Source organism: Candidatus Accumulibacter phosphatis, from assembly GCF_012939955.1.
GTDB classification, from domain to species: Bacteria; Pseudomonadota; Gammaproteobacteria; order Burkholderiales; family Rhodocyclaceae; genus Accumulibacter; species Accumulibacter delftensis.
In genome coordinates, this window is sequence record NZ_SPMY01000005.1 from 64,936 (window position 1) to 81,934 (window position 16,999).

12 protein-coding genes are annotated in these 16,999 nt (G+C 63.7%); 10 read left to right on the forward strand and 2 right to left on the reverse strand.

The genetic code is table 11. The annotated features are described in order from the left end of the window. Positions 1–58: 58 nt before the first annotated feature. From rsmB to E4Q23_RS01755, 10 genes are all read left to right on the forward strand, one after another. Positions 59–1,429 carry a 16S rRNA (cytosine(967)-C(5))-methyltransferase RsmB gene (gene rsmB / locus E4Q23_RS01710; protein WP_423753291.1) on the forward strand — a complete coding sequence of 457 codons (1,371 nt, stop codon included), beginning with the start codon at positions 59–61 and terminating at the stop codon, positions 1,427–1,429. 13 nt (positions 1,430–1,442) lie between these two features. Then, positions 1,443–2,060, forward strand: coding sequence for a DUF4390 domain-containing protein (locus E4Q23_RS01715; RefSeq protein ID WP_248595186.1), 618 nt, complete (start codon positions 1,443–1,445; stop codon positions 2,058–2,060). Beyond that, positions 2,057–4,213, forward strand: a complete 2,157-nt coding sequence (locus tag E4Q23_RS01720) for a sensor histidine kinase (RefSeq protein ID WP_169065030.1) — start codon at positions 2,057–2,059, stop codon at positions 4,211–4,213. The genes E4Q23_RS01715 and E4Q23_RS01720 overlap by 4 nt, the downstream gene beginning before the upstream one ends. A gap of 1 nt (position 4,214) precedes the next feature. After that, positions 4,215–5,471, forward strand: a complete 1,257-nt coding sequence (locus tag E4Q23_RS01725; protein WP_169065031.1) for a sigma-54-dependent transcriptional regulator — start codon at positions 4,215–4,217, stop codon at positions 5,469–5,471. Positions 5,472–5,507: 36 nt separating this feature from the next. Next, on the forward strand, positions 5,508–6,938 hold the full coding sequence (gene trkA, locus E4Q23_RS01730) for a Trk system potassium transporter TrkA (RefSeq protein WP_169065032.1): 1,431 nt from the start codon (positions 5,508–5,510) through the stop codon (positions 6,936–6,938). Between the two features lie 9 nt (positions 6,939–6,947). Continuing rightward, on the forward strand, positions 6,948–8,402 hold the full coding sequence (locus E4Q23_RS01735) for a TrkH family potassium uptake protein (RefSeq protein ID WP_169065033.1): 1,455 nt from the start codon (positions 6,948–6,950) through the stop codon (positions 8,400–8,402). A gap of 58 nt (positions 8,403–8,460) precedes the next feature. Next, positions 8,461–9,537, forward strand: a complete 1,077-nt coding sequence (gene hemE, locus E4Q23_RS01740; RefSeq protein WP_169065034.1) for a uroporphyrinogen decarboxylase — start codon at positions 8,461–8,463, stop codon at positions 9,535–9,537. Positions 9,538–9,875: 338 nt separating this feature from the next. Then, positions 9,876–11,891, forward strand: a complete 2,016-nt coding sequence (locus tag E4Q23_RS01745; protein WP_169065035.1) for a primosomal protein N' — start codon at positions 9,876–9,878, stop codon at positions 11,889–11,891. Positions 11,892–12,426: 535 nt separating this feature from the next. Continuing rightward, complete coding sequence (locus tag E4Q23_RS01750; RefSeq protein WP_169065036.1) at positions 12,427–13,968, forward strand: exopolyphosphatase; 1,542 nt, start codon at positions 12,427–12,429, stop codon at positions 13,966–13,968. 67 nt (positions 13,969–14,035) lie between these two features. Then, positions 14,036–15,310 (forward strand): hypothetical protein, encoded by a 1,275-nt coding sequence (locus E4Q23_RS01755; protein WP_169065037.1) that lies wholly within the window; start codon positions 14,036–14,038, stop codon positions 15,308–15,310. A 59-nt stretch (positions 15,311–15,369) separates the two neighbouring features. On the opposite strand, the gene E4Q23_RS01760 is transcribed toward E4Q23_RS01755, so the two are convergent. After that, positions 15,370–16,068, reverse strand: a complete 699-nt coding sequence (locus E4Q23_RS01760; protein WP_169065038.1) for an MOSC domain-containing protein — start codon at positions 16,066–16,068, stop codon at positions 15,370–15,372. Next, positions 16,065–16,967, reverse strand: a complete 903-nt coding sequence (locus tag E4Q23_RS01765) for an ROK family protein (RefSeq protein ID WP_423753292.1) — start codon at positions 16,965–16,967, stop codon at positions 16,065–16,067. Before E4Q23_RS01765 ends, E4Q23_RS01760 begins: the two co-directional genes overlap by 4 nt. Positions 16,968–16,999: the final 32 nt, after the last annotated feature.

The following is a 16,999-nucleotide window of genomic DNA, read 5'->3' on the forward strand; positions in this document are numbered from 1 at the left end:
CCATCGCCAGGCATCGTGCTAAACTCGGCACACACCCTAAAGAAAAGCATCCGTCGTCGTGTCCACTTCACCTCCCTCCCCATCGCCGTCCGCGCGTACGGTGCGCATACGCAAGCCCGCCAAAGAGCAGCAGGCGGCGGTCGGGCGCGCTAGCGCGTCGGCCGCTTCGGCGTTGGCGGCCGATTCGCTGGCACTTAGCCTCTTGCTGGCGGCGCGGGTAATCGCTGCGGTTCGCGGCGGGCAAAGCCTGACGCAGGTACTGAGCACGCTCAGCAGCGAACATTCGGAAGCGCGCGCTGCTGCTCAGGACGTCGCCTACGGCAGCCTGCGTCGCTACGCTTGTGGCGAGTTTCTCCTCGGGCGCTTGCTGACGCGCGCCTTGCCGCATCCCGAAATTGAAGCGCTGCTGCTGGGCGCCCTATACCGTTTGCAGACCCGCCCTGATTCGGCGTACATGGTCGTCGACCAGGCCGTCGCGGCGGCTGCCGAGCTCGCGGGCGGGGCCTTCAAGGGCTTGGTGAATGGCGTACTGCGCAACTACCAGCGGCAGAGTCATGCCTTGCATGCGGCCATGGCCGACGACGACGAAGCGACGCAGCAGCACCCGCGCTGGTGGTTGGCCCGCCTGCGTCGTGCTTATCCGGATCGCTGGCCGGCAATCGTCGCTGCCGGCAACGCGCAGCCGCCGATGACTCTGCGCGTCAATCAGCGCCGGATCACTGTCGCTGACTACCTTGCCCGCCTGCAGGCGGCGGGCTTGTCCGCGCGCCCGCTTGGCGGTCAGGCCTTGCTCCTCGACAAACCCATGCCGGTCGATGGCTTGCCGGGCTTTGCCGACGGACTGGTATCGATTCAGGACGCTGGCGCCCAGCGTGCTGCCGAGCTGCTGGCGTCGACTGCGGGCCAGCGCGTGCTCGACGCCTGCGCGGCGCCTGGCGGCAAGACCGCGCACCTGCTTGAAGCGGCCGACCTCGATCTGCTGGCCATCGATATCGATGCCAGTCGTACGCGTCGCGTCGAGGACAACCTGCGCCGACTGGGTCTGACGGCGACGGTCAAGCCTGCTGACTGCCGAGCTCCCGAGCGATGGTGGGATGGCCAGTTGTTCGATGCGATTCTGGCCGACGTGCCCTGCTCCGCGTCCGGCGTCGTTCGTCGCCATCCGGATATCAAGTACTTGCGCCGGGAGAGTGACATCAGAGGCTTTGTTCGCGTTCAGGCGGAAATTCTGGACCGCCTCTGGCCGCTATTAAGACCGGGCGGCAGGCTGCTCTATGCCACCTGTTCCGTTTTTCCGGAAGAGAACCGTGCGCAGATCGATGCCTTCGTCTTTCGCCAGCCCGAGGCTCGGCGCCTGGCCGAAGAAGAACTCCTGCCGCAGCCTGAACATGACGGGTTCTTTTATGCCTTGTTGCAGAAAGCGGCTTAGCGCGGCTTTTTTCTTGCTGTGGCTGCTGTTCGCCTCAGCCGGCGTGCAGGCAACAGACATCAGCGCCCGCAATCCCTTGCTCGCGCTCGCTGATGAAGGTTATGTCCTGTCTGCCGACTTCAGCGTCAGTCTGAATGCGCGCCTCGAAGATGCCGTTGCCAGGGGCGTCGGGCTGTACTTCGTCATCGATTTCGAGCTCAGCCGCTCGCGCTGGTACTGGCTCGACGAACAACTTGCCAGCCGCAGCCAGTCGCTACAGCTTTCCTATCATGCCCTGACCCGCCAGTATCGTTTGTCCAGCGGCACATTGCATCAGAGCTTTGCCTCGCTCGAAGAGGCCTTGCGCATCTTGTCGCGCCTGCGCAACTGGCTAGTCTTCGACGCCAGCGTCGTGGAAGCGGATCAAACCTATCTTGCCGCGGTGCGCATGCGCCTCGACCTGAGCCAGATGCCGAAGACCTTGCAGGTCAACGCCTTGGCCAACCGGGACTGGAACCTCTCGTCGGACTGGGCTCGGTGGACCTTTACGCCGGGCGACGCCGTGCAGCCGGGGGGAACGGGCACGCAGGTCGTGCCGGTGGCGCCACCCGCGCACCTGCCGGCGGCGCCATCGAGTGGTGATGGCAAATGAAGATTCTGATCGTCGCCGCCGCATCGTTTGGCGCCATCCTGCTTTTCTTGTTGGCCTCGGCGAGCGCCAATACCGCGCTCTTTGCCAGCAACTACGCGTGGCTGCTGGCATTGAACGTCATCGTTGCCTTGTCGCTTCTGGCGCTGATCAGCTGGCAGTTGCGCTCGCTGTGGGCGGAGCATCAGGCCAAGGTCTTCGGTTCCCGCCTGAAGCTGCGCCTGATGTTGATGTTCGGCCTGATGGCCGTGCTGCCGGGCGTCTTGATCTACGCCGTGTCGGTACAGTTCGTCACCAAGAGCATCGAAACCTGGTTCGACGTCCGCGTCGAGAAGGCGCTGGAGGCAGGGCTGAACCTTGGCCGTAGCGCACTCGATTCCCTGCTTGAAGATCTAGCAGCCAAGGCGCAGACGATGGCCATGGAGCTCAGCGAACGTTCCGAAACGCAGCGTCGCCTAGAGCTCAATCGCTTGCGCGAGCAGTACGGCTTGCAATCGGCGGCGCTGTTTGCGACCAACGGCGAATTGCTGGCGACAGCCACCGGTGAACTGGCGACGCTGCTGCCGAAAAAGCCGGCAGGCGACGAGTTACGCAGAGTACTTAGCGAGCGCCGCTTGGCGCTTCTCGAAAGCCACGGCGAAAAAGACCTGTCCTTGCGGGTTCTTGTCGCCGTGACGCCGCCGGGCCTCGGCGGCGAGACGCGCATCCTGCAGTTGAGCGACCCGGTGCCGGCCGCCCTGGCGCTTAACGCCGATAGCGTACAGACCGTCTATGCGGACTATCAAGAGCTGTCGCTGGGTCGCGAGGGACTGACGCGGATCTACGCCATGACGCTGACACTGACCGTGCTCCTGGCGTTGTTCACGGCGATCGCGCTGGCTTTCGTGCTTGCCCGTCGCTTGTCGGCGCCGCTGTCAATTCTCGCCGAGGGGACGCAGGCGGTCACTGCTGGCGATTACACGCCTCGCCAGGAGGTCTACAGCGGCGACGAGCTGGGCGTGCTGACGCGCTCCTTCAAGCAGATGACCAGCCAACTCAACGACGCTCGTCGTGATAACGAGCGCCAACGCGCCGAGCTGGAAGCGGCGCGCGCTTATCTGGAATCGATTCTCGCCAACCTCTCCGCCGGGGTGCTGGTTTTCGATGCACGCTTCGTCTTGCGCACCGTCAACGAAGGTGCGCTGACCATTCTGGCCGATGACTTCAGTGTGCTGCTCGGCGTCGCGGCAGCCGATTGGCCGCGCCAGCAGGCGCTCGGCGAGGCCATTCTCGATGCCTTTGCCGAACACGACAGCAGCGAATGGCAGGAACAGATCGAGCTCGCTGCGCTGGGCAGCTTGCCGCAGCAGATCCTGCTGCTGCGCGGCACCAAATTGCCGGGTGAATCCTTGGGTGGCTACGTGGTGGTGTTCGACGACGTGACGCGGCTGATTGCCGCTCAGCGCAGTGCCGCCTGGGGCGAAGTCGCACGCCGATTGGCACACGAAATCAAGAATCCGCTGACGCCGATCCAGCTCTCGGCCGAGCGCTTGCAGATGAAGCTGGCTGACCGGCTCTTCGGCACCGACGCCGACATGCTCGCTCGCTCGACACAAACCATCATCAGACAGGTCGAGGCGATGAAGCGGATGGTCAATGATTTCAGCGACTACGCGCGCCTGCCGGCTCCCGAGCTCGCCGCCCTGGACCTCAACGCGCTGATTCGCGAAGTGCTTGGCCTCTACGAGACTTCGCGAGCGGCGATCAAGCTCAAGCTCGCGGGCGACTTGCCGCCCGTCTGGGGTGACGCCACGCAGCTGCGGCAAGTCATCCACAATCTCTTGCGCAACGCCGAGGATGCGCAGGAAATGGTCGATTCGCCGCGTATCACGATCAGCACCCTGCCCCTAGATAACATGGCCGAGATGGTGGTCAGCGACCGCGGGCCGGGCTTCCCGCCTGAAGTCATGGCGCGTGTCCTGGAGCCCTACGTGACCACCAAGGCGCGTGGCACCGGCCTCGGTCTGGCGATCGTCAAGAAGATCGTCGACGAACACCAGGGCCGCATCAAGGTCAACAACCGCCAGGCGGTCGGCGCAATGGTCAGCATTACCCTGCCGCTGGCAGCGCTGCCGACTAGCGGACATCGCTCGCACAAACTTTCCTCCGAGGCCTGACATGGCGCAAATACTGATCGTCGATGACGAAATGGGCATTCGCGAGCTGCTTTCCGAAATTCTTGCCGACGAAGGACATTCGATCACGCTCGCCGAAAATGCCGCCGCGGCGCGCAAGGTACGCGCCGATATGCGCCCCGATCTAGTCCTCCTGGACATCTGGATGCCCGATACGGATGGTATATCGCTGCTCAAGGAGTGGGCGGCGAGCGGCCTGCTGACCATGCCGGTGGTGATGATGTCCGGACATGGAACGATCGATTCGGCGGTCGAAGCCACGCGCATCGGCGCCTCCGACTTCCTCGAGAAGCCGATCGCTCTGCAGAAGCTGCTGGCCACGGTAAAGAAAGCGCTCAAGCACGAAACGGTGTTGCAGAAGAAGCCGCTGACGCTCGACGCCTTTGCACGCTCGCCACTGCTCAAGGACCTCAAGAGACGTCTCGAACAGGCCGCAGCCAAGACCTCGGTGCTGCTGCTGAAAAGTGCCTCGGGCAGCATCGCGGAAATTTGCGCGCGTACCCTGCAGACGCACCGCACGCCGTGGCTGGATCTGTCGACGGCGAGTACGCCCCTGACCCAGGAGATGCTGCACAACGCCAGCGGCGGCCTGGTCTTCATCGCCGACCTGGCGCAGCTCGGCAAGCTGCAGCAGATGAATCTTGTTTTCGCGCTCGAACGTCTCGAGCGACACAATCTGCAAATGGTCGCCGCTTCCAGTCGCTTGCTGCCGGCTTTGGTCGACGCGGGCTGGGATCCTCTGCTGGTCAATCGGCTCGGCGAAGTCTGGGTCGCGCTGCCGCAGATTTCCGGGCACGCCGACGACGTTCCCGAGATTGCCTCCTTGCTGCTCGCCCATCTTGCCGAGCGCGGTGAAGTGCCCCTGCGCGTGTTTTCGAGCGGTGCGCGTAATGCCCTGCGGCTGCATCATTGGCAGGGCGAATGGGCGGAACTGCTGGCCGCTGTAAAGAATCTCGCGCTCTCGGCGCTTGACGAAGAAATCGCCGCTGACGACGTCGAACGCCTCTTGCGGAGCGAGTCTGGCAGCGCGACCTCGCCGCTGCCGGCGCTCTTTCTCGATCAACCGCTGCGTGAAGCCAGAGAAGCCTTCGAGCGAATGTATTTCGAATATCATCTGGCTGGCGAACGCGGTAATATGACGCGTTTGGCCGAGAAAACGGGCCTCGAACGCACCCACCTGTATCGAAAGTTGAGGCAGCTTGGTCTCAATATCGGCCGGCGCGGCGACGAGCGCGAGTAAACTCTCGCCGCATGCTGCTGAGGGAGGGAAAAGTAAATGAGGATCGTCATTCTGGGCGCCGGCCAGGTCGGTGCCAGCGTTGCGGAAAGTCTCGTCTCCGAGAATAACGATATCACCGTTGTCGACAGCGATCACGAGCGCCTGGCGTTCCTGCAGGATCGCCTCGACCTGCGGACCGTGATCGGTAATGCCTCCTACCCCTCCGTACTGGCCAATGCAGGCCTCGAAGATGCCGACCTGCTGATCGCCGTAACGCAGAGTGACGAAACCAATCTCGTCGCCTGCAAGGTGGCGCACAGCGTCTTCAACGTCCCCGCCCGCATTGCCAGGTTGCGCGCGCGTGATTTCCTGGACAGCGAAACACTGCTCTTGCCCGAAAATTTCGCCGTCGATTACGCCTTGTGCCCGGAACAGGTGATCACCGAGTACATCGCGCGACTGATCGACTTTCCTGAAGCGCTGCAAGTACTCAGTTTTGCTCGCGGACGCCTGGCACTGGTCGGCCTGCGCGCTTACGCCGGTGGTTTGCTGGTCGGTAGCCCGATTTCCGAGATGCGCAACCACCTGCCACCCGAGATCGACGGGCGCATCGCTGCCATTTATCGCCATGGCGGAGCAATCACGCCGACCGGCGAGACGATCATCGCCGACGGCGACGAGGTCTTCGTTCTCGCTGCCGACGAACACATCCGCATCGTGATGCGCGAACTGCGCCGCTCGATGGAGCCGGTGCGGCGCGTGATGATTGCCGGCGGCGGCAACATTGGCCACCGTGTTGCACAGGCTCTGGAGGGCAAGTGCGAGGTCAAACTGATCGAGGTCGATCGCCGCCGGGCCGAGTTCGTTGCCAACTCGCTGAAATCGGTGCTGGTGCTCAATGGTGACGCCACCGACGAGGAGTTGCTGCAACAGGAGGGCATTGAAGAGATGGAACTCTTCCTTGCCCTGAGCAACGACGACGAAGACAACATCATGGGCGCGTCGCTGGCCAAGCGCATGGGTTGTAAGCGCGTGGTGGCCTTGATCAACCGGCGCGCCTACGCTGAACTGGTACAGGGCGGGCCCATCGACATCGCCATTTCGCCGGCACAGGTGTCGATCGGCACCTTGCTGACCTACGTTCGCCATGGTGACGTGGTGCAGGTACACAGCCTGCGTCGCGGCGCTGCCGAAGCACTCGAGATCGTCGCCCATGGCGACAAGAAAAATTCACGTGCTGTCGGCCGCCGCGTCGGCGAATTGCCGGTCATTCACGGCGCCTTCATCGCCGCCATCGTGCGCGACCTCGGCGAAACTGAAGACTTCAACTTCTTCCGCCTGGGAGCGAAGAAGCAGACCGGGCAGGTGCTCATCGCCCACAAGGACGTCGTCATCGAGACTGGTGACCACGTGATCATCTTCTGCATCGACAAGAAGGTCGTCAAGCAGGTTGAGAAACTATTCGCGGTTGGCTTCCACTTCTTTTGATCTGCAGGCATGAAACGCTTCTACCCCGTGGTCCGGGTGCTCTCGCTGGTGATCCTGATGTTCGGGTTGACCATGCTCTTTCCCTTGTCAGTTTCGTGGTTTCTCGACGACGGTGCTTTGGCGTCCTTTGACGAAGCGTTTGTGCTTACCGTCGCTACTGGCGCCGGCCTGTGGTACGTCACCCGCAAGGAAACCCGCGATCTGACGATTCGTGACGGTTTTCTGATGGTTGCGCTGGTGTGGACCCTGCTGCCGATCTACGCGGCCTTGCCGCTGGTCCTCGAACTTAAGCTCAGTTTTACCGACGCCTATTTCGAAGCCGTGTCCGGGCTGACGACCACTGGCGCGACCGTTCTCACCGGCCTCGACCAGCTACCGGTGTCGATCAACGTCTGGCGAACGCAGATGGTCTGGCTTGGCGGCATGGGCCTGATCGTTCTCGCGGTGGCCATTCTGCCCTTGCTGGGGATCGGCGGCCGACAGATGTTCAAGGCCGAGACGCCGGGGCCGATGAAGGACACCAAGATGACGCCACGCATCGCCGAAACGGCGAAGGGCCTGTGGACCGTCTATTCGCTGGCCTCCATCTGCTGCGCACTGGCCTATTATTGGGCAGGAATGAGTGGGCTGGATGCGCTCATGCACATGTTCGCCACCATGGGACTCGGCGGTTTTTCGAGTCACGACGCGAGCTTTGCCTATTTCGCCTCACCGACCATCGAAGTGGTGGCTATCGTTTTCATGCTCTTCGCCGGGATGAACTTCGCGACCCACTTCGTTGTTCTCTCCGGGCGTTCGCTGCGTCCCTACGTCTCCGACCCGGAAGCCGGCTGGTTTTTGCTGGTGACTCTCGGCAGTGTCGTTGGCATCGCCGCCTTTCTCGTCTTCCACGATGTCTATGCAAGTTTCCACGAAGCCCTGCGCGATGCCGCCTTCAACGTTGTCTCCATTGCCACGACGACCGGCTTCGCGAGCACCGATTATGCGCTGTGGCCGTTCTTCGCGCCGCTGTGGATGTTGTTTCTGTGCAGTTTTGCGACCAGCGCCGGCTCGACCGGTGGCGGCATCAAGATGATTCGCGCGCTGGTACTCTACAAGCAGGTGTATCGCGAACTGACCCGTGCCATGCACCCCAGCGCCGTTCATCCGGTAAAAGTCGGCGGTGACATCGTGCAATCCAACATTCTCTTCGCCGTGCTCGCTTTCGGCTTTGTGTACATGGTCTGCATCGCCGGCATGACCCTGCTTCTTTCCTTGTCCGGGTTGGAGATCATCACCGCCTTTTCGGCAGTCGTCGCCAGCATCAACAACACCGGGCCGGGATTGGGCCAGGTCGGGCCGGCCAGCAATTACGCCGGACTGAGCGACTTTCAGATCTGGGTGTGCACCTTCGCCATGCTCCTCGGCCGCCTCGAGATTTTCACCCTGCTGGTCGTGATGACACCGGCTTTCTGGCGGAAGTAGCGTGGAAAGGGGATAATCGCGCTTTCCGAGCACCTTTCGCTCGCCGCCGGAGTTTGCCGTGACCCGCCCATCCAACGATACTTTTCTGCGCGCGCTGCTCAAGGAGCCGACCACGCACACGCCGGTCTGGTTGATGCGTCAGGCTGGTCGCTACCTGCCCGAGTATCGTGAAACGCGTGCCCGCGCGGGCAGCTTCATGCAGTTGTGTACCAACCCTGGCCTGGCTTGCGAGGTGACTCTGCAGCCCCTGGCGCGCTTCGATCTCGACGCCGCGATTCTCTTCTCGGACATCCTGACCATCCCCGACGCGATGGGCCTCGGACTGTATTTCACCGACGGCGAAGGGCCGCGCTTCGAACGTCCCCTGCGCGAAGAATGGGCGATTCGCGACCTCAGCGCCCCCGATCCCTGGGATCACCTGCGTTATGTGATGGATGCGGTGGTGGAAATCCGGCGCGCACTGAACAACTCGGTGCCGCTGATCGGCTTTTCCGGGAGTCCTTACACCCTCGCCTGCTACATGGTCGAAGGCGCCTCGAGCACCGATTACCGCCGCGTCAAGGGCATGCTCTACGACCGACCGGACCTCTTGCATCGCATTCTTTCCGTCACTGCCGACGCCGTGGTTGCCTACCTCAACGCGCAGATTGAATCCGGTGCCCAGGCGGTGATGATCTTTGATTCCTGGGGCGGCTCCCTGTCGCCCGCAGCGTATCGCGAGTTCTCCCTTGCGTACATGCAGCGAATCGTTGCCCAATTGATCAAGAACAAGGACGGCGAGCGCGTGCCATCGATCGTGTTTACAAAAGGTGGTGGCCTGTGGCTGGAAGCGATCGCCGAGATCGGCTGTGACGCGGTCGGCCTGGACTGGACGATCGACATCGGCGAAGCCCGCCGACGCGTCGGTGACAAGGTTTCCTTGCAGGGCAATATCGACCCGGCGGTACTCTTTGCCGCACCCGAAACGATTGCCAGCGAGGCCAGGAAAGTGCTCGACGCCTACGGCCCGGGGGACACCGGGCACGTTTTCAACCTTGGCCACGGCATCTCGCAGTTCACGCCGCCGGACAATGTCAAAGCGCTGCTTGATGCGGTGCACCAGCACAGTCGGATTCTGCGCCAAAAAGCGTGTTGAGTCTGCGATTAGTGCTTGACTTGTTCACAGAACAGACTTCCGAGTTTCTGGCACGGTGGAAACTTCCTTGTAAATCAGACTTGTAGTTATAAGTTGCTGATTTATAAAACGTTTTTTAGTAGCCTGTTTTTCCGGCAACGGCTCTGAAACCCTGTCAGGACGGGCTCTTGCGGGGTTTCTCAGCGCCCTCATCCACAGAGTTATCCACAGAAACTGTGAATGAGCTAGAAACCTTAAATAACAGAAGATCTTATGCCGTACTACGAGAAGTGGCGCGAGCTTCCGCTGCTAACTAGCGATCGTTTTCTCCTCCCGACTGTCAATGGCTCTCCGACCTGATGTCCTTGCCGCAGATTGCCCGCGTCGCCCTTGATGTTCCGCTGCGCCGCCTCTTCGACTACCGCGTCGCCGATGGCGAGTCGCTGTCGGCGGGCGATATCGGCTACCGCGTACGTGTGCCCTTCGGTCGCAACGAAAAAATCGGCATTCTGGTCGAGCTGCCGGCGGCAAGCGATCTTCCGCTGGAGCAACTCAAAGTCCTTGGCGAGGTCTTTCGCGACTTGCCGCCTTTGCCCGCAGACTGGTTTCGCCTTAGCGAGTTCTGTGCTGCCTACTATCACGTAGCGCTCGGCCAGGTGATGCTGTCGACCTTGCCGGCCGGCTTGCGCGCCCTCAAGCCCGTCAAGCCCAGAGCGCCGCGGCAGGCTTCGCCAGGCGCGGCCGTGGCGGCGCCAGAACTGACTGGCGAGCAGCAGGCGGCGCTAGACTCCATCGCCGAGCTTGGCGCCGGCTTCCACGCCTACCTTTTGCACGGCGTGACCGGCAGTGGCAAGACCGAAATCTATCTCCGGCTCATTGAGCGGGCCCTGGCCGATGGACAGCAGTCGCTGCTGCTGGTCCCGGAAATCAATCTGACCCCACAGCTTGAAGCTCGCGTCGCAGCGCGTTTTCCCGCCGCCGGGCTGGTCAGTCTGCACAGCGAGCTCGGCGAGGCCGCGCGTAGCCGCAACTGGTGCGCCGCCTTGACCGGCGAAGCGCGCATCGTGCTCGGCACCCGCCTGGCGATCTTCACTCCGCTGCCCGAGCTTGGCTTGATCATCGTCGACGAGGAGCACGACCCCTCCTTCAAACAGCAGGACGGCATCCGCTATTCGGCGCGCGACCTGGCTGTCTTCCGTGCCCGCCAGCGCGCCATAAAAATCATCCTCGGTTCGGCGACGCCTTCGCTCGAAAGCTGGGCCAACGCCACCGCCGAGGCTGGTCGCGGTCGCTATCACCTGCTGCGGCTGAGTGAGCGGGCGGTTGAAGGTGCTCGACTGCCGAGCGTGCAGCGTATCGACACCCGCCTCGACAAGCCCCGGGACGGGCTTAGTCGTGTCTTGTTACGCGCCGTCGAGGAGCGCCTGGCGCGCGGCGAGCAAAGCCTGCTCTTCCTCAATCGCCGGGGCTACGCACCGGTGCTGGCCTGTGCCGCTTGCGGCTGGACCTCGCACTGCCATCGCTGCGCCGCCAATCTGGTGCTGCATCTGGTCGACCGCCGCCTGCGCTGCCATCACTGCGGCTTCGAAACGCGCTTGCCGACAGGCTGCCCGACCTGTGGCAACCAGGACCTGAGCGCCTTCGGGCGCGGCACGCAACGCCTGGAAGCGGTGCTCGCCGAGCACTTTCCCGAGGCTCGCGTGCTGCGCGTCGATCGTGATGTGGCGCGCAGCCGCAAGCAGTGGGAAGTGCTGGTGGCGAGGATTTACAGCGGCGACGCCGACATTCTGGTCGGCACCCAGATGCTCGCCAAAGGGCACGATTTCCCCAAGCTCACCCTGGTCGGCGCCATTGCTCCCGATGCCGCCTTGTTTGCCGCCGACTGGCGCGCGCCCGAGCGTCTCTTCGCGCAGTTGATGCAGGTCGCCGGCCGCGCCGGTCGCGCCGAACGTCCAGGTGAGTTTCTGATTCAGACGCAGTTCCCCGAGCATCCGCTCTACGCCGCGCTCGTCCACCATGATTTTCCCGCCTTCGCCGCCGAACAGCTCAGCGAGCGGCAACAGGCCGGCTTCCCTCCCTATGCGCACCAGGCCATGCTGCGTGCCGAAGCGCCGCTGATGGCCGACGCCCTCGGTTTTCTGAAAAGTGCGCGTACTTGCCCGGCCGTGGGCAGCGAACATTCGGTGACCTTCTACGACCCGGTGCCGATGCGCCTGGCCCGCCGCGCCAGTTTCGAACGTGGCCAGTTGCTCGTCGAGTCGCCCGCACGGCGAGTGCTGCAGCGCTTTCTTGCCGACTGGCTGCCGCAGCTGGAAGCAATCAAAGCGCCATCACGGCTGCGCTGGCACCTGGAAGTCGATCCGCTGGAGTTCTGATGCGGGGGATGGGCTATGGCTTGCCGGGATTTGTCACGCGCCGCTCTTGCGGAGATGAAATGGCTGGCCAAGGCCCTGCTCCCCTCCACCCTTGTGGGGAGAGGGGGGTTGCACTCGCTGCAAGCGGCGCGGCGCAGTGATGACCGCCGCGGTGATTGATTGACGACGACCACAGTGGCAGGGATACTCTGCCTGCATGCCGGTTAGCGGTCCTGTGGCGTGATTCATGTCACGCCGGTCAGCGAGCACATCGGCTATCTTTCCGTTTGCCGGGGAATGAGTTGCGCGCTGTCATCCACTGCGCCTGCCGCCAGCTGGCGGGGCAGTCAAAGTCAGCCGGAGCCCGTTTCCCGGCGCCAAGCGCTGCCGTGTGCCCGCCCCCGTCGAACATGATGAATATGATGAATATGATGAATGCGATGAAAACGACGAACAAGGTGCTGGGCGTGACGGGCTGCCAGCGGAAAGCAGACACAGCGCGCAGCGGACTACCCCGTCGGCGCTTTTTTTCCCAGTAGCGGCAAGGAGTCCTGACATGCCTTCCGAATTCGTAGCGGCGATTGACCTCGGGTCTAACAGCTTCCATATGATCGTCGCCCGCCTGGTCAATGGGCAGGTGCAGGTTCATGACCGTTTGCGCGAGATGGTCCAGTTGGCGGGCGGTCTCGATGCGCGCAACCGCCTGTCGCAGGAATCGCAAAAACGCGCCCTCGAATGCCTCGCACGCTTTGGCCAACGGCTGCGTGACATTCCGCCCGAGCAGTTGCGCATTGTCGGTACCAATACCCTGCGCCAGGCACGCAACAGTGCCGAGTTCGTGGCGCGCGCAGAACAGGTTCTCGGCCACAAAGTGGAGATCGTCCGCGGCCAGGAAGAAGCACGCCTGATCTACCTGGGCGTGGCGCACAGTGTCGGCGATGTCTCCGGGCAGCGCCTGGTGATCGATATTGGCGGCGGCAGCACCGAGCTGATCATCGGAGAAAAATTCGATCCCCTGCACCTGGCCAGCTTGAAGATGGGTTGCGTCAGCTTGAGCCGTGCCTGCTTTGGCGATGGGCGCTTGACCGCGAGCCGCCTGCGCGAGGCCGAACTTCTGGTGCAACTGACCCTGGAGCCGGTGCGCCAGGAATATCTGGCGCGTGGCTGGGGCGTGGTCACCGGCGCGTCGGGCTCGATCAAGGCGATCCAGGACGTGCTCATCAGCGAAGGCTGGAGCCGCGAGGGAATCACTTGCGAAGCCTTGCGCCGGCTGCGTGCCGAGCTGCTTGAAATGCGCGACACGGCGGCGATTGCCGGCCGCTGGCAACTCGACCCGGCGCGGGCGCGGGTCTTTGTCGGCGGCTTCGTTGTCCTGCACGGGCTCTGCGAGGCGCTCGCCATCGAGGAACTCGAGGTCTCCGAAGGTGCCCTGCGCGAAGGCCTGATCTATGACCTGCTGGGCCGTATCCGCCACGAGGACGTGCGCGACCGAACCATCGCCGAAGTCATCAGCCGCTTCAACCTGGACGAAGGCCAGGCGGGCCGCGTCTGTGCGACCGCACAGGCTCTGCTGCGGCAGGTCAGCAGCAAATGGCGGCTCGCCGACGAAGCGGCGGCGCCGGTGCTCGAACGCGCCGCTCGCCTGCATGAAACGGGTCTCCTGCTGACCCACGACCAGCACCACAAACACGGCGCTTACGTGCTTGAACATGCCGATTTGCCCGGCTATTCGCGCGACGATCAACTGCTGTTGTCGGCGCTGGTCAGGCGCCACCGCCGCTCTTTCCCGAGCAAGGCCTTCGCGCATTTGCCGAGCGACTGGGCGCGCATGGCGCCGCGCCTGTGCGTCCTCCTGCGCCTGGCGGTGGTGCTGCACCGTAGCCGCAGCAGCGTGCCCTTGCCGGCCATTGGGCTACGCGTCGACCGGGGACAGCTTGAGCTGCGCTTCCCGCCTGCCTGGCTTGAAGAGCATCCGCTGACCCGCGCCGACCTGCAAAACGAAGCGCGCCTGCTGCGCAAGGCGGGTTTCGCCTTGCGGCTGGGTAGCCCCGACAGCAAGCTGACGCCAGCGACCTCGGCCACGCCGGCCGCGCCATGAACAGCCAGCCGGGCCGTAGCGCTGCGCCGCGGCAGCTTGCTGCCGGGGTGTTGCCGGCGCAGGGGCCTTGTGCTGGCCGCCCGACGATCCGTGCGCCGCGCCGGTGATACGCATCTTCCTGCTCCTGCCGCTGCTCGCCGCCGCAGTCCTTTTTCTGGCCGGCCTCGAGACGGCGCCGCTGGTCAGCCGCAGCGCAAGCATTTCTCCCGCGTCGGTCGCCGAAGCTCGTGGGCTTTTGCTCAGCAACGACCCGCGCCGACTGCACCGTGGCGAACAACGAACGGCGCAGATTCCGGTGGCGCTGATCGACGAGGCCTTCAACCATCTGGCCACCCGCAGCCTGCACGGACGCGGCGCATTTGCCCTGGTCGACGAGACGGGTGAGTTCCGCTTTTGCGTTCCCGTCCAGCTTCCCGGTCTAAGCGGCGCTCGCTATCTGAATCTGCGCGCCGTTTTTCACGCCGGAGGTGGGCGTGGGCAAGCGCAGCTGGCATCCGCGTCGCTGGGATCGCTGTCGATACCACCGCGCCTGTTCGAGTGGCTGAGCGTTTCGGTGATCGAGATTGCCGGTCTTGGCGAGCAGTGGCAGCTGTTGCGGAAAGCTTTTCGTCGCCTCGACTTCGTGCCAGCGCGCAGCGCGGTCGCTTTTACCTACGTCTGGGAGCCGGGCCTGCTCGATCGTGCCCGCGCCCTCGCCTTTACTCCGGGCGATAACCAGCGTGTCGAGGCCGCGCAGCGCGCGCTGGCCAGCCTGCTCATGAACTACCCGGTCAACGCCCGCGTGCCCCTGAGCGAGGTTCTGCCTCCCTTGCTGGCCGGTCCTGAGGGTGAAGAAACGCTGCAGAAACGACGCGCGGCGCTGCTCGTCCTGGCCGCCTATGAGTCGGGAAAAAGCCTCGACGCTCTTTTTCCACAAGCCAGCGACTGGCCGCGTCCACGGCGCCTGAAGCTCGAGTTGCTGGGGCGCTACGACAGCGCGCAGCATTTCGCCATTTCGGCCGCTCTGGCGGTCTGGGCCGGCGAACCGGCGGCCAACGCCATAGGCGTGTACAAGGAAATCGACGACTCTCGCCGCGGCAGCGGATTCTCGTTTGCCGACCTGGCCGCCGATCGCGCCGGGACCCGCTTCGGGGAATTGCTGCTGGACGACCCAGCGCGCGTCAACGCCGCCCTGCGCGGGTCTCTGCGCGACAGCGATCTGGCACCGCCGCTGGGCGGGCTCCCCGAGTATCTGTCGGCAGCCCAGTTCGAGCGCCGCTACGGTGGCCAGGATAGCCCTGCCTATCGGCAAGTGAGCGCCGACATCGAGGCGCGGGTGGCCGCACTACCCCTGTATCGCTGAGCACTGGCCCGGCCAGAACAGCCGGGAAGCTGCGGCAATGCTTCTCTCTGTGACTCGCTTCAGCCTTGGCGGGGATGGAACAGCGTCCGTGCGACTTCCGGCGTGCCACTGTTGGCGCGTAGCCAGTTCAGGCGGTCTTGCAGCTTCTTCTGCCAGCTGGGCGTCAAGCCGGGCGCTGCTGACAAACGTTCCAGGATCGCCGGATCGGGTCGGTGTTCGCGCCAGATTTGCCATAGCTCGGCAAGAGAAACTGCGCCCGGCAGACGCTCGATCAATTCGAGCCGGTCGCCGCTGCTGATCGTCGCTCCTTCGAGCACACGGTAGTACCAGCCAGTCAGACCGGTCTCGGCGATCAGCCGTGCGACGCCATCGTGAGCGTAGCGATGGTCGATCTTCCAGCACGGGCTGCGCGGCTGGCTGACCTGAACCCGGGCGCGCCCGAGGCTGAAGATGTCGCCGATGAAGACCGTCCTTTCGTCGACCGCGGCGGCCGAAATGTTCTCGCCGATACTGCCGACGAGCAGTTGCGCGGCAATCGCCGGTAACTGCTCGGCCAGACGCCGATAGCTGTCCACGGCGTACTGATGCAGGGCTTTCTCTGGCCCGCCGTGGACCCGCCGGTCGGCCTGGATGTCTCCGGCCAGACCTGCAAGGCTCAGCTCCACCGGGCCAATGACCGGTTTCTTGTAGATCCCGGTCGACTGTCCGTGTTCCTCGATCCTCGTCAAGCCGCCGCTGAACAGCACGATTTCCGTCATCTCTCGTTCCATAGCCAGGCGGCGCCGCGAACGCCGGAAGAGTCGCCATGCACGTTACGCAACAGCCGCGTGCGAATGACATCGGAAAAGACGTGCCTGGCCCACAGGCGCGGCACGGCGTCATATAGACGCTGGATATTCGAAAGGCCGCCGCCGAGCACGATGACCTGTGGATCGAGGATGTTGACCACCTGCGCCAGCGCCTTGGCCAGGCGGCGCTCGTAGCGCGCCAGGGTCTGTTCGCAGTTCAGGTCACCGGTTGCGGCAGCGGCGCAGATCTGCTCGGCAGCGAGCGCTTCGCCACCATGTCGCAGGTGGTCGGCACAAAGCGCCGGCCCCGACAACCAGGTTTCGACGCAGCCGAAGCGCCCGCAGTAGCAACACGGTGGCGGCAGGCTCTCTTCTTGCGGTCTCGGTAAGGGGTTATGCCCCCATTCGCCGGCAATGCTGTTGGCTCCGTTCAGCACGCCTTGATTGACGACGATGCCGCCGCCGACGCCGGTGCCGAGAATCACCCCGAAAACGACTTCCGCGCCTTCGCCGGCGCCGTCGATGGCTTCCGAAAGAGCAAAGCAGTTGGCGTCGTTGGCCAGGCGTATTTCACGCCGTAAGAGCACCTGCAGGTCTTCGCGCAGCGCTTCGCCGATCAGGCAGGTCGAGTTGGCGTTTTTTATGCGGCCATCAACGGTCGATTCCGCGCCAGGCACGCCGATGCCGACGCTGCCGGACTCGCCAAGCTCGCTTTCCGCAGCTTCGATCAGCCCGCTGACCGTCCTGAGCGTGCCCCGGTAATCGCCCTGCGGCGTCGGACAGCGCCGCCGCAGCAAGACGCGGCCGGCGTCGTCGAGCGCGATGAGCTCGATCTTGCTGCCGCCAAGGTCTATGCCAATACGTAACACAATCGATGCGCCTTGCCTGAAATCCCGCGGAC